Origin of the sequence: Chryseobacterium sp. ISL-6 (assembly GCF_018613715.1) — a bacterium.
GTDB classification, from domain to species: domain Bacteria; phylum Bacteroidota; class Bacteroidia; order Flavobacteriales; family Weeksellaceae; genus Chryseobacterium; species Chryseobacterium paludis.
The window spans coordinates 1-14,512 of record NZ_JAGGPT010000009.1; the positions used below are offsets into that span (position 1 = coordinate 1).

The following is a 14,512-nucleotide window of genomic DNA, read 5'->3' on the forward strand; positions in this document are numbered from 1 at the left end:
GATCTCAAATACTACAGCAACAGTCATTGTAAATGGAGGAACTGCTCCTTACAAATATGCAGTAGACGGAACTTCAAATTGGCAGGATTCTAATGTATTTACAAACCTTACAAGAGGACAGCATACTTTCTTTGTTAAAGATGTCAATAACTGCGCACCGATTTCTGCTGAAATTACTGTACTTAACCTGATCAACGCCATAACTCCTAATGATGATAATATCAACGACTATATCGATTACAGCGCACTTGCTTACAAAGGAAATTTAAGCTTCGTTATTTATGACCGGTATGGTAATAAAATATTCACTGGTGATAAATTCAATAATTATAAATGGGATGGTAAACATTCTGATAAAAAAGTTGTGACTGGAACCTATTGGTATCATATTAATTGGAATGAACCCAACAAAGAAAAAACTCCAATAAAATATACAGGTTGGATTTTAGTTAAAAACAGAAATTAATCCCGAATTACAAAGCTTTTAAACAGTGAACCTATACCCTTGTTTTTTTCTATTATTGCGTGCAATTTTATAAAAACATATTATGATTTATCAAATAATCTACTACTTTTGCAAACAATCATAATTCCCATATCAATGAAAAAATATCTACTCAGTTTATTTTTATTTTTAATTACACTTAACACGCTTTTTGCACAAAGAGATACAGACCATTGGTTTGCTCCTTATTTTGATAACTCCTCCACATCAGCAACTAACTATACACATGGCCTGTATTTTTCTACAGATTCCACTACTCCTTTTGATGTGAAAATTTACAGTAACAATGTTGTTATAGGAACTGTTACTATTAGTAAAAATAATCCTCAGTCTTTTGCACTAGGAGCACAGTATATCAGAACAACAAGTTCTTCAAGCGCAGCTGTTCCAACTAATCTCGGTGTTTACACCAAAGGTGATAAACCTTATTTTACTTCACTAAGAATTTACAATAGCTCTCACGGAGAGATTGTCACTTCAAAAGGAAAAGCCGGCATTGGAACTGAATTCTACGCTGCTGCCACTCCAATGACAGTAAATTCAACATCTAATAATTTCACTACTGGAATAATGGCAACAGAAGATAATACAACTGTAACCGTTTCAGGATATGATCCGAACATACAATTTATTAACAATACAACTCCTCCACTTTCTATGACTGTTAATTTAAATAAAGGACAGTCTTATATTCTGGCAGGACTTGGAGATTCAGCAGCAAACCAAAGTGGCTTCATAGGAGCCAAAATAGTTGCTAGCAAACCAGTATCTGTCACTAATGGTAATTCTAATGGATTCTACGCCACTATTGCTGCAGGAGATTTTCCTGACGGCTCAGACCTGATTATGGATCAATCAGTGCCTACTAATCGTCTTGGAAATGAATTTGCCATGGTTAAAAGTATCTCTACCAGTAGTGATAATATGGAAGGTGGAATTATCATCGCAACACAAAACAATACGGAAATTTACCTTAATGCCGGGACAACACCTGTAGCAACAATTAACGAAGGAGACTATTATAGAATTTTAGCAAATGCTTATGTTACTCAAACTGGAGGACACTCAAACATCTACATCCGAACTACTAAAAATGTATACTTATATCAATTAATAGGTTCTGGAAATGCCAACAATACGGGAGGATACAATTACATTCCACCTTTAAATTGTTTCTTACCCCGAAAAATTGATGAGATTGGTAAAATTCAGGAAATGCCAACCTATACTGGTAATGTTACTTTAAAACTCAATATTCTAACCGAGGCCGGTGCAGCTGTAACAGTAAATGGTACAACACCTACTGCAGCGCAGGGCCCATTTCCTCTTACAGGAAATACACAATGGGTAACTTACGGGATACAAGGTATCACAGGCAATGTGACAATTACATCTACTAAGGCAGTAACTGCTGGAATCAACGGTGGGTATAATACAGCAGGTTATGGCGGATATTTCGCAGGATTCTCATCTATTCCGGTAATTGCCAAACAAACAGGGGACTGTATTCCTGGAATTGTACTAGAAGTTGATGATAGTTTTGAAACTTATCAATGGTCATTGAACGGAAATCCGATTCCTGGCGCTACAAGCAATTCATATACTCCAACTCAATCAGGGAATTACTCTGTAAGAATTACTGTAGGAAGTTGTCCACCGGCAACAACTCCTGTTTATAAAGTATTCTCTTGTCTTGAACAATCTACTAAAGCAATAACACTTTGCGAAGGCTATCAGGCAATTGTTCCAGAATTTACAAATTCAACCCAAACATATGTTCCCGGAACAGTAACGATTGTTACCCCGCCTACTAATGGAGCTGCAACTATTGATCCTGTAACTGGAGTCATTACTTACGTTCCTAATTTCGGTTATTTCGGTCCGGATACTCTTGTCTATAAGTTCTGTGGAAATGCTCCTGAATTTATCGATTGTGAGCAGATAACATTGAGTTTAACCGTGTCTGCTACACCAGTTGTTAATAATGCTGCTCTAAGAACTTGTTTTCTTGAACAAAACCCTGCGACGGGTCTGTTTAACCTTACAACAGCAGGAGTAACTTCACAAACTGGAATTACGAAAAAATATTATCCATCTCCAACTGATGCTATTAACGGCACAAATGAAATTACAAACCCGATTACATATATTGCTCCAACCGGTGTAGTATATATTAAGGTAATTAATGCTAATGGATGTTATAAAGTTGCCGAAGTAACGCTTACTGTTATGGCTCCTATAAAATCTGCAGTGTTGGTTGACAAAATTATCTGTATGGAAGATAAGACAACTCTTGATGCTGGTCCTGGATTCAACACTTATGAGTGGAGTACCGGAGCAAATACACAATCCATAACCAACGTTGGAGTGGGAACTTATTGGGTAAAATTAAAAACAGGAGAATGTACAACATTACAAACAGTAAACGTCTATGCATCAGAGCAACCTGTTATTTCAAATATTGATATTACAAGCAATACAGTTACAGTGTATGCTTTAGGTGGAACATCTCCATATAAATATTCTATAGACAATATCAACTGGCAGGACTCTAATATATTCAATAATATTCCGCGGGGTGATGCTACTGTTTATGTTAAGGACGCTTATGACTGCGATCCCATTAATGTAAGTATCACTGTTCCTAATTTAGTGAATGTAATTACTCCGAATGATGATGGAGTGAACGATTTTATTGACTATTCATCATTATCATACAAGCCTAATTTAACATTCAATATTTATGACAGGTATGGTGCTAAAATCCATGAGGGAAATAAACTTAATGGATATAAATGGAATGGTACAACAAATGGAAGCAAAAGAGTATCTACTGGAAACTACTGGTTTGATATAAGCTGGAGTGAACCAAATAAAAGGCAAACACCTATAAAATATTCAGGCTGGATCTTGGTAAAAAACAGGGAATAACAGTTTTAAAATATCTATAAAAAAACCACGATTTGAAATCGTGGTTTTTTTATTGTTTTTTCAACATATTAATGCTTTTTATTATTAAATTTGCGTTAAAAGCTAGCGCTAAATGAAGAAAACTCTATCTTTTCTATTAATATTTTATATTTTCACGTCTGCTTTTGCACAATTAGACAGGGAACACTGGTTTGCTCCAATGGTAGATAGAACAGGTAATCCCAATCCGTATCAAAATTTGTATTTATCTACCAATCGAATAACATCGTTTCCGGTTAGTATTTATAACAATAATGTTTTGATTGGCACAGTAAATATAAGCAAGAATAACCCTCAGAAATTTGATGTACTAAGAGATTACATTATCACTACCCAACAAACGGATCTCTTTACTCCTACGTCAAAAGGACTTTACTTAAAAGCTGAATTTCCGTTTTATGCTAATTTAAGATTCTCTGTATTTAATCATGCCGAGATTATTACTTCGAAAGGTATTCCATCCACTGGAAAAGTCTTCTATGCTGCAAATGCACCACTTAGCGTCAATAATCCCATCCTAAATTTCATGACAAGTATTCTGGCAACAGAAGATAATACTACAGTTACCATATCAGGATATAAACCAGTTGTACAATTCTCAAATGGAACAACAGGGGCAAGTAATCCGGTCATGACTTTCACTCTTAATAAAGGTAAATCATACATTATTGATGGTATAGGAGATATTACAGGAAACTCCGATGGTTTTATAGGAGCTAAAATAGTTGCTAATAAACCAGTCAACATTACCAATGGTAATTTTAATGGCCAATATGCCGGAAACTTTCTTACAAGTTCTGATATTTTAATGGACCAGTCCGTCCCCGTTGAAAGGCTTGGTAATGAATTTGCCCTTGTAAAAGGAAATGGAAATCTCGGTGCAAATATGGAAGAGGTACTTGTAATTGCAACCGAAGATAACACTCAGGTTCTTGTTAATAATGAATTAATTCCTATTACAACCCTAAATACAGGACAATATTTTGTGATCCCGGATAGTAAATATCAATTGCAGGGAAATAATCATTATAACTTATACATCAGAACCTCAAAAAACGCTTATATATATCAGATGTTAGCAGGAACTTCTGTTGCAGGTGATGAAGTTGCAACAGGTGGTTTTAATTTCATTCCAGCCTTAAATTGTTACTTACCAAAACAAATTAATGAGCTCGGTTTTATTGATGAAAATTTTGTTCACTCCAATATTAATCCGAATGGGATTCTCAACATTCCAACAAAGCTAAATCTAATTACAGAAAGAGGAGCAAATGTAACGGTAAATGGTATTACTCCTCCAACTACAACTGGTCCATTTAATATGACAGGTACAAACAATTGGGTCACTTATGGAATTCCTAATGTTACCGGAACGATTACGGTCGTTTCTGATAAGGCTATTACTGCCGGTATTAATGCTGGAAGCGACGCAGTAGGATACGGAGGCTTTTTTGCGGGTTTCCCAACTCAGCCGGTTATTTTAAAATCAGGAGGAGATTGTGTTCCCGGAATTGTCCTTACGGTAGATCCAACAATTTACAATGCCTATCAGTGGTACAGAAATGGAGCCATTATTCCGGGAGCTACAGGAATAACGTATATTCCAACACAATCAGGAAATTACACTTGTGCAGTTACTATGGGAAGTTGTGCCCCTCTAATTACCCTGCCATATAAAGTTTTAAATTGTACCAATCAAACTACTGCTACTTATGATGTTTGTACAAGTCATGTGATAACTCCGGCTTTTACCAATTCACCACAAGCTCCGGTTGTATCCACAATAGCTATTACAACACCCCCTACTTCAGGAACAGCAACTATAAATCCTACCACTGGTGTTATCACTTACAATGTTACCAACCCAGGAACTGCCGGAACTGACACTTTTACATATACATTTTGCGGTAATGATCCAGATTTTCCAGATTGTGAAACCGTAACTGTAACAATAAATATCAAAGTTATTACTGTAACGGATACAAGTTTATCTGTCTGCAATATTAATGGGCTGGGAACATTTAATCTTACATTAGCAAATGTTACCACAAATACCCCGGTAACAATCACATACTATCCTACTCTTATCGATGCACAAACAGAAAATGCGGCAGCACTGATAACAACCCCCAACACCTATTCGGCACCAAATGGTACTATTGTATATGCTGTTGTAAAAAATAATTTGGGATGTAAGAGTATTGCTAAAATAACACTCAATTTATATCCTGTGGCAATTGTCCTACAAAATTATACAGGTACTTTTTGTGATGATAATTTTGATGGCATTGTAACGGTTATCCTACCCAACATTACACCGTTGGTTTTAACTAACAGCACCTACTTCCCAAACGTCCGATATTATGCTAATTTTGCTGATGCCGACGCTGGAAACACAAGTACACTACCCAATACATGGAGTTTTAGTGCCTCAACAACCATATTTATAAGAGTAGATTCCCCTGATGGATGTGCAAAAGTTATTCAGCCTCTGAATTTCGTAATTGGTGCCAGGATCCCGCTGATAAAAGACACCGTAACAGAAAACTATTGCGATGATGATCTAGATGGAATTAAACAGGTTAACCTATCCCAATATATCAGTCAGTTTACTGCTGATCCACTAGTAACAGTAAGTTTTCATGGAAGTCTTTCGGATGCTCAGAATGATATCAGCCCAATTACTAACCCAGCAACCATAACGGGTACCCAAACGATATATGTAAGATTTGAAAAATCCGGAGTTTGTGCCCAAATAGGAAAGATTATCATCACCATTAAAACTCCGAGAAAATCTGATCTCCTGACTGATCAAATTATCTGCCCTAAAACAAGAACTATATTGGATGCAGGTCCAGGTTTTGAAAGTTATCTTTGGAGTACAGGAGCCACTACTCAATCGATTTCCAACATTCCTGCCGGCAGCTATTGGGTTGACCTAAAATATAATGGCTGTACATACAGACAATTTGTAAATGTTGTTGAATCCCAATCTCCAGCCATTATTTCAATAGATATTAATGGTAGTACTGTAACTATTGGAGCAAGCGGGGGAACACCACCGTATGAGTATTCATTAGATGGAACTACATGGCAAACTTCAAATGTTTTTCAAAACTTACCTAGAGGCAGCTATATTGCCTATGTAAGAGATTCTAAAAGGTGTGAAGATGTTCAAAGACCTTTTACCATCATAAACCTTATCAACACGATTACTCCAAACGATGATGGCCATAATGATGGAATAGATTACTCTGCATTAATGACTAAGGAAAATATTGAGTTTAGAATATATGACAGATATGGTGCAGAAATTTTCCGTGGCAATTCATCAAATCGTTACACTTGGGATGGAAAATTAGGTGGCAGGCCAGTGAATACAGCAACCTACTGGTATACGATCAGCTGGACTGAATTCGGAGCCAGTACTACCGTAAAATATTCAAGCTGGCTATTGGTTAAAAATAGATAATCAAGAATCTCATCCTTATAAAAAATGCTAAAACAATAATGTTATAACATTCATTAACAATTATGAACCAAAGTTTAATATAACTTTAACCTGTTTTCACTATCTATATAGGTATAAATTGATGTAATTCTGTGTAATTTTGCCCCAATATATGAAGAAACTTATTACTCTATTGCTGCTGGTTTTTCTGGCAAAAATCAACGCTCAAGTCTATTCCGGGGAAGTATTTCTCAGAGATAATTCAATACTATATCTTAATCAGGTTTATGTAACAAATCTTAATACACAGAGAACCGTTCTTACAGATTACAATGGAGATTTTAATATCCAGGCTAACCCTGGTGATATCATCCGTTTCACTTCTATTGTTACAGAAAGAAAAGATATTCAGCTTACCCCTCAAATGTTTGGTCCTAAAAGCTTAATTGAATTAAAAATTGCTTATCATGATATTCAGGAAGTTGTTATCAGCAGATTTAAACCAACTGGGAATTTAAGATATGATGTAAATGCAATAGCTAAAAAAGACAAAGCCCTCGAACTGAAAAAAGTAATTGGTCTACCAGAGCCCAAAGGAGATGGAAATCCCCCTCAACTTCCTGTGGCAGGGCTACGCGATGGCGGATTGACTTTCAGTCTGGAAAGTATTTATGATATCTTATCTGGTGAAAGAAAAAAGCAACAACGTTATGTAGCTTATGAAAACATGAATAATTCAGTTACTCAGATAAAAAATTATTTAGGTAAGGATTATTTTGTGAAATTTAAAATCCCGGAAAATCTAATTGATAACTTCTTGCAATTCGTTTATTCTTCTGAAAATATACAGCCATATATACAGGCTGGAAATTTTGAAGCTGTAAAAATTCCAATTGAAAAGTATTTACCTATCTATCAGAGAAGACTGAGAAACTCTCATCTTCAGGATATTATAAAATAAAAGGCATATTTTTTAGAGATTGCTTAAAATTATTGTTTGCTTGAATATATATTCTTAAATTTATCTCACGAACTTGTGTTTAAAATAAAAACATTTTTAGTTCGTTATCATATTTAAAACTAACTGGCCCGAACACAAATTAAGGAGAAACACCAAATTTTTAACTTAATATTTGTTGAATGAAAAAGTTGCTTTTATCTTTTTGTACAATTATGTGCTTTAGTCTCTCTGCCCAAAAAAAAGGAAAAGACTATACTAATATCATAAAAAGTAAAAACATTTATGAAATAAATGCTTTTCTAAGAGATGCTCACCCAGACGATCCACGTAGATCAGTACTAAAGCCAAAAGTAATGGATATGATGGCGGAATATATAAAAAACGCCCATCCTGCAGATCAAAAGGTTAAAGAAATGCAGGAAATGCTTGCCTTGCTAAAAAGGAGACCCTCTACCAAGATCACTTTTGATGAAATGAATGCCATCATTAAGCAAAAACAAATAGCAAAATATAAAGCAGAACTAGCAGCCAAACAATCTACAGTAATATATACCCCAAGTAATGCCCAAAACGCTATTGTTGTAAATGCATCATCAAATACAGTTGCTATTCCCGATGCTGAAGCTGAAGAATTCAATATGTTGATGAGTGTCTCTCCTGTTGAGCATAAAAATAAGACAGTGAAAATATTGAACTCTCTTTTTGACAACGATCCCATGAGCAAGGACTGTATTGTTCTTATCGAGAACAAATCTGATTGTAACATTATCGTAAGAATGGAAGGAGTTGGTATTACTAAATACAGACTTGCTGTTCCTGCTCATAACGAAAGTTCAATTGTCATAGACAAAGGCGACTATCTCTTTACCAGTATTGTTTGTGGAGCTCAATACGCTTCTCAAAAAACAATTCAAAAGCCCTTACTTGTTGCCTTAGGCTCTTCTGACCCTAAATAAACAAAATAGCGGTGTCTCTTTTATATCTAAAAGCACTATATTTTACTTTAATTTTGTTATTTTTGCCAGATTTTCATTTATACTCATGGGCAAAAATAAAATAGCAAGATTCGAAGAAAACAAGATATTACCTAATGTTATTCAACCGACAAGGGAAGAAGCTTTAACTAGTTTTGAACTCAAAGGAAAGTGGAGAACAAATTTCTTCAAGAATGACAATCCTATTGTTCTTGAGCTAGGATGTGGAAAAGGAGAATACTCTGTAGGTCTTGCTAAAGCTTTCCCTGAAAAGAATTTCATAGGGATAGATATCAAGGGTGCAAGATTTTGGTTCGGAGCTAAAGAAGCTGTTGAAAACAATATGTCCAATGTCGCATTCCTTAGGTCTCAAATAGAATTAGTTGATAACTTCTTTGCCGAAAACGAAGTAGACGAAATATGGATCACCTTCCCTGATCCACAAATCAAATACAGGCGTACAAAACACAGACTTACTCATCCCGATTTTCTGGATCGTTATAAAAAATTCTTAAAACCTGGTGGGATTATTCATCTAAAAACAGACTCTGAATTTTTGCATGGTTATACTTTAGGGTTTTTACAGGGTGCCGGTTATGAAATTATTACTGCTCACCACGATATTTATGGAGCTCCAGAATATGATCCAGACACAAAACACTTAAGAGATATAAAAACATATTACGAAGAACTTTTTTCAGCAAAAGGAAAGACTATTACTTATATAAAGTTCCGGATAAGCTGACCCCATTTTAAAAACATTTGATGAAAAAAAAAATTTTGACAATCTTACTCTTCTCTTTTCTAACTCCCACTCTCATTAATGCTCAAAAGAACAAAAGAGAGATTCTAAAAAGCACAAATATCATAGAAATTGAAGAGTATCTTAAAAACACACATCCTGAAGATCCTAAAAGAAACGTTTTAAAAACCAAGCTAATTGTCTTGAAAAATCAGCAATGGACACTTGGAAGGAAAGACGCAAAACCTATGGAAGCCAGACCTGTTATTAACGAAATCCCTTCTAGACATCCCCATGATCCAGAAGAATTTAAACGATTAATTTTTGAAAGTTCCAAAAATCACAAAGATAAAACTGTTAAGCTCCTGAATACCATGTTTAATGAGGATACCACCAGGAAAGAATCGATCCTGTTATTCAGAAACAACTCTGACTGTAACCTTGTGCTAAAGATTAAGGGTGAAAACTCTTATCATATGGCAATTCCAGCACATAACGAAGATTTTATTGTAATTGAAAAAGGAAATTATGCACTTGAAAGCAATGTCTGTAATGTAGAATATAATTCCCAAAAAGAGATCAAAAGAAATATTATTCTAACTATAAATAATAGTGACTAGCTAGGGAAATAGAAATTTTATAAATAAAAGTAAACTCTTACATTTACAATTCAAATTTTTTTTTATGAAAAAGAAATTAATTTTTTCAGCTATAACAATATCCCTGGTCTTAGTAAGCTGCAGTGTTAATTATAATAATTATCCTGTTAGAAAGACCTATCCCCCAACCTCAAATACATCTTCTTCATCTGTTAATACAGAAAGGGAGTATAATGAGCTTTTAAAGACTTATAAATCTGAAACTGCTGATGTACTAAATGATCTCTTAAATGGCTCTTCAGACAGTTCAAAAACATCCTTCTCTGTAGAAAATAAATCCCGCTGTAATATGGTTCTTACCATTAGCGGAAATAATTACTATAAGAAAATACCTATTGGTGCAAATAAAATAGGATCCGTAATGCTTCCAAAAAACCAGAGTTACAAATTATCCGGAATGGTATGCAATTCCGTATATCAATCCACAAAATACATCTCGAGCTCATATTCTATAACCTTATCTAATTAACAAATTAGAATAGTAGAATTAAAAAAAAACCGCTAATAAATTAGCGGTTTTTTTATTTTAAAGAAAATCTTTAATTATTCTGCATCGAAATCAGCATCTGTATCAGCAGATACTTTTTCTCCTTCTTCTTTAGATTTTTCTTTGTCAGCTTTTCTTTGAGATTGACCATCTCTGATAGAATCAGAAACAACGTTCAAAATCATATCGATAGACTTAGAAGCATCATCATTTCCTGGAATAACGAAATCTACTTTTCTAGGGTCAGAGTTAGTATCTACGATACCGAAAACTGGAATACCTAATTTCTTAGCTTCAGTTACAGCGATGTGTTCTCTTAAGATATCAACAACGAAGATAGCAGAAGGAAGACGAACCATGTCAGAGATAGAACCTAAGTTCTTCTCAAGGTTAGCTCTTTGTCTGTCTACCTGAAGTCTTTCTTTTTTAGATAAAGTTTCGAACGTTCCATCTTTTTTCATTTTATCGATAGAGTTCATTTTCTTAACAGCCTTTCTGATAGTAACAAAGTTTGTTAACATACCTCCTGGCCATCTTTCTGTAATATAAGGCATATTAAGTTCTGAAGCGTGCTTAGCAACAACTTCTTTTGCTTGCTTCTTAGTCGCAACAAAAAGAACTTTTTTACCTGCAGAAGTAAGTTTTTCTAAAGCGCTACAAGCCTCATCTAACTTTACTGCTGTTTTATGTAAGTCTACAATGTGAATACCATTTTTCTCCATAAAAATGTACGGAGCCATATTTGGATTCCACTTTCTAGTCATGTGACCGAAGTGTACCCCAGCCTCTAGGAGGTCTTTTACATTTGCTTTTGCCATGTTTTCTGTTTTTGTTAGTTTACTTTCCGTCTTTTAAACAATCAACAACTTCTTTAGATGGGAGAAGCGTTTGGATGCTAAACGTAACGGGCAATTTTTTTGTTTAGATAAATAGATTTTAGATAAAAGATAATAGATTGAAAAAATTCTGAAATCCAAAATCTTGAATCTGAAGTCTGAAAATTAACGTTTTGAGAATTGGAATCTCTTTCTTGCTTTTTTCTGACCTGGCTTCTTTCTTTCCACCATTCTTGCATCTCTTGTAAGTAAACCAGCTGGCTTTAATGCTAATCTGAACTCAGCGTTGATCTCGCATAAAGCTCTTGAAATACCTAATCTGATAGCTTCTGCTTGTCCTGTATTTCCACCACCGAAAACATTTACGGTAACATCATACTGACCAACAGTTTCAGAAAGGATAAATGGTTGATTTAATTTATAAACCATTACGTCTGTAGAGAAATATTCTTTAGCATCTTTACCGTTTACTGTAATATTACCAGTACCTGGCTTTACGTAAACTCTTGCTACAGAAGTTTTTCTTCTACCAATTTTATGAACTGTAGACATATTAATTATTTAAATTCGTTAATATTAATTGTTTTAGGCTGTTGAGCTTCGTGCTTGTGTTCAGTTCCTTCATATAAATAAAGGTTTTTGAATAAAGCAGAACCTAATCTGTTTTTAGGTAACATACCTTTTACAGACTTTTCTAATACTTTCAAAGAATCTTTCTTTTGAAGTTCAGCCGCAGTCATAGATTTTTGACCTCCAGGGTAACCAGTATGCCAGATATAAGTTTTATCTGCCCACTTGTTTCCGGAAAGCGTAATTTTCCCAGCATTCAAAACAATAACGTTATCACCACAATCTACGTGAGGTGTAAAGTTTGTTTTGTGCTTACCTCTCAAAATCTTTGCAACCTTAGAAGCTAGTCTTCCTAAAGGTTGTCCTTCAGCGTCTACCACAACCCATTCTTTATTAGCAGTAGCTTTGTTCGCTGAAACAGTTTTGTAACTTAATGTATTCACACGTTTTAGTTAAAGATTAAACATAATTTTCCCCATAAGGGTGTGCAAAGATACAAATTAAATTTGTAATGGAAAAACATATTTAATTTAATATGTTGGTTACGTGTTTAGGTTAAACGATTCGACAGATTCTATCTATAGAAAATATTCTTGGCACAGATATTGCAAAATCATATACGATGAAAAAAAAGTTTTAGAAGATTCTAAAAACACAGGTGATAAAGTAAAGAGTTTAGTTACTAAACTCTTACTTTATTAACTTTTCCGTAAAAATTTCCGTATCCTATTATCATTTAACCATTCATTAAATTACAATTTACATTAATTTCATGTAAAAAATTATTTTTCATTCTCGAAATAATTATATTTGCCGCAAAGCCTTACTTACCATGAGTCACGGAAAAATAAGAGAAGAAAAAAACTGTCTCAATTGCGGACATACCGTAGAAGAAAGATTCTGCCCACATTGCGGACAGGAAAATACGCAGCCACGCCAACCCTTCTATTTTCTTTTCACCCATTTTATTGAGGACTTCACTCATTATGACGGGCAATTCTGGAAAACGATACAATATTTGATAGGACGCCCAGGAAGGCTAACCAAAGAATATCTTGCAGGTAAAAGACAATTGTTTGTGCCGCCTGTAAAACTATACATCTTCATAAGCTTTTTAACATTCTTTGTTCCTACTCTTTTCCCAAAATCAGAAGACACTGAACATGAAAAAACAGAAAAACACTCAGCACAAAAAAATCTAGAAGAGAAAAAAAATCAGGTAGCTAAAATAGCAGACAGCATAAAACGGGAAATGATCGCAGAAGGTGGAGAGGACAGTATTATAATTAATAATAGCATATCCAAACTTGATAAAGTTAACAAAATTGAAGATTTGCTCTCTACCAAAAAAGTTTTTAGCAGTTCTAAAGATAAATTCTCCATTCTAGGTGCAACAACAAAGAAGCAATATGATTCTCTGAGCATACATGGAGGCAAAATATATGTTTCTTTAAGACCTTTTGCTGAAAAAATATTTTCTTTGCAGGACAGAGGCTTTAACAAGAAAGAAATAACTAACCGTTTTGTGGAAACTTTTATACACTCAGTTCCGAAAGCGCTTTTTGTTTACTTACCTATTTTTGCTTTTTTTCTATGGATATTTCACAGTAAGAAAAAATGGTGGTATTTCGACCATGGTATTTTCACACTTCATTACTTCTCATTCCTACTGCTAAGTTCGTTAATATTTATTCTTGGTAGCCATTTGGTATCCGTATTGCCGAGCTACAAGGTGTTAACACTTATCTTCGGATTATGTTATACTGCCTTATTCTTTTATACCTCAGCCTACTTCTTTATAGCGCATCACAGGGTTTATGAGAATAGCAAGAGAATAAGCATCTTAAAAGGATCGATCCTGTTTATCGTCAACTTTATAGGTTTACTTTTAATGCTTATGATATTAACCTATATCAGTTTTATAATGATGCATTAATTACGCAAAGACTTACTTCCTCTAAAACTGGCTATTAAATAATAGGCTACAAAAACAGTTGAAAATTTTAGGATAGAAGGAATTGCTAATTGCAAATTAAAAATAAGAAAACCTATAAGCACTAAAACGCCCATTGCTGCAAAAGATAATCCTAATTTTTGTGGCAATGTAAAATTAGGGGTATCCAGATAATAAGCCAATCCCCATGCAAAACCAAAAGCAGCTGCATAGTAGAAATCAAGCCCCAGGTTTTCGCTGCTTAAAAAAAAATAATTAATTAGAAAACTGATCACAGTTCCCAGTCCAAAATAAATCAAAGCTTTCTGCATATAATAATATATAATGCAAAAGTAAATAAATTACTTATTATTTCTAAGGAGCATATTCGTAAAATAGCGATTGCTTAATTCAATCAAAACAC

At 34.4% G+C, this 14,512-nt stretch carries 13 protein-coding genes; 9 read left to right on the top strand and 4 right to left on the bottom strand.

The window, feature by feature from the left end:
- From J7E44_RS17645 to J7E44_RS17680, 8 genes are all read left to right on the top strand, one after another.
- On the top strand, positions 1 to 466 hold a 466-nt coding region (locus J7E44_RS17645; protein ID WP_214831740.1), incomplete at its 5' end, for a T9SS type B sorting domain-containing protein.
- A 135-nt stretch (positions 467 to 601) separates the two neighbouring features.
- Positions 602 to 3,436: a T9SS type B sorting domain-containing protein gene (locus J7E44_RS17650; RefSeq protein ID WP_214831741.1), complete on the top strand. Its 2,835-nt coding sequence runs from the start codon at positions 602 to 604 to the stop codon at positions 3,434 to 3,436.
- A gap of 112 nt (positions 3,437 to 3,548) precedes the next feature.
- Positions 3,549 to 6,947 (top strand): FIDD domain-containing protein, encoded by a 3,399-nt coding sequence (locus J7E44_RS17655; RefSeq protein ID WP_214831742.1) that lies wholly within the window; start codon positions 3,549 to 3,551, stop codon positions 6,945 to 6,947.
- 151 nt (positions 6,948 to 7,098) lie between these two features.
- The gene (locus J7E44_RS17660) at positions 7,099 to 7,887 is read left to right on the top strand and encodes a hypothetical protein (RefSeq protein WP_214831743.1); all 789 of its coding nucleotides are present in this window, start codon (positions 7,099 to 7,101) and stop codon (positions 7,885 to 7,887) included.
- Positions 7,888 to 8,066: 179 nt separating this feature from the next.
- Positions 8,067 to 8,843, top strand: a complete 777-nt coding sequence (locus J7E44_RS17665) for a DUF6759 domain-containing protein (protein WP_214831744.1) — start codon at positions 8,067 to 8,069, stop codon at positions 8,841 to 8,843.
- Positions 8,844 to 8,928: 85 nt separating this feature from the next.
- Positions 8,929 to 9,606, top strand: coding sequence for a tRNA (guanosine(46)-N7)-methyltransferase TrmB (trmB, locus tag J7E44_RS17670; protein WP_214831745.1), 678 nt, complete (start codon positions 8,929 to 8,931; stop codon positions 9,604 to 9,606).
- 20 nt (positions 9,607 to 9,626) lie between these two features.
- The gene (locus J7E44_RS17675) at positions 9,627 to 10,223 is read left to right on the top strand and encodes a DUF6759 domain-containing protein (RefSeq protein ID WP_214831746.1); all 597 of its coding nucleotides are present in this window, start codon (positions 9,627 to 9,629) and stop codon (positions 10,221 to 10,223) included.
- Between the two features lie 64 nt (positions 10,224 to 10,287).
- Positions 10,288 to 10,731: a DUF6759 domain-containing protein gene (locus tag J7E44_RS17680; RefSeq protein WP_214831747.1), complete on the top strand. Its 444-nt coding sequence runs from the start codon at positions 10,288 to 10,290 to the stop codon at positions 10,729 to 10,731.
- A gap of 74 nt (positions 10,732 to 10,805) precedes the next feature.
- Here the strand turns inward: J7E44_RS17680 and rpsB are convergent, their stop codons facing one another.
- The 3 genes from rpsB to rplM form a co-directional block, all read right to left on the bottom strand.
- On the bottom strand, positions 10,806 to 11,567 hold the full coding sequence (gene rpsB / locus J7E44_RS17685) for a 30S ribosomal protein S2 (RefSeq protein WP_214831748.1): 762 nt from the start codon (positions 11,565 to 11,567) through the stop codon (positions 10,806 to 10,808).
- A gap of 183 nt (positions 11,568 to 11,750) precedes the next feature.
- On the bottom strand, positions 11,751 to 12,137 hold the full coding sequence (rpsI, locus tag J7E44_RS17690) for a 30S ribosomal protein S9 (protein WP_072883409.1): 387 nt from the start codon (positions 12,135 to 12,137) through the stop codon (positions 11,751 to 11,753).
- A 5-nt stretch (positions 12,138 to 12,142) separates the two neighbouring features.
- A complete protein-coding gene (rplM, locus tag J7E44_RS17695) occupies positions 12,143 to 12,598 on the bottom strand; it encodes a 50S ribosomal protein L13 (RefSeq protein ID WP_214831749.1) in 456 nt (151 codons plus the stop codon).
- Between the two features lie 389 nt (positions 12,599 to 12,987).
- On the opposite strand from rplM, the gene J7E44_RS17700 reads away from it, so the two are divergent.
- Positions 12,988 to 14,091, top strand: a complete 1,104-nt coding sequence (locus tag J7E44_RS17700; RefSeq protein WP_214831750.1) for a DUF3667 domain-containing protein — start codon at positions 12,988 to 12,990, stop codon at positions 14,089 to 14,091.
- On the opposite strand, the gene J7E44_RS17705 is transcribed toward J7E44_RS17700, so the two are convergent.
- On the bottom strand, positions 14,088 to 14,420 hold the full coding sequence (locus J7E44_RS17705; RefSeq protein WP_214831751.1) for a hypothetical protein: 333 nt from the start codon (positions 14,418 to 14,420) through the stop codon (positions 14,088 to 14,090). The two genes, J7E44_RS17700 and J7E44_RS17705, sit on opposite strands and share 4 nt — an antisense overlap.
- Between the last annotated feature and the right edge of the window lie 92 nt (positions 14,421 to 14,512).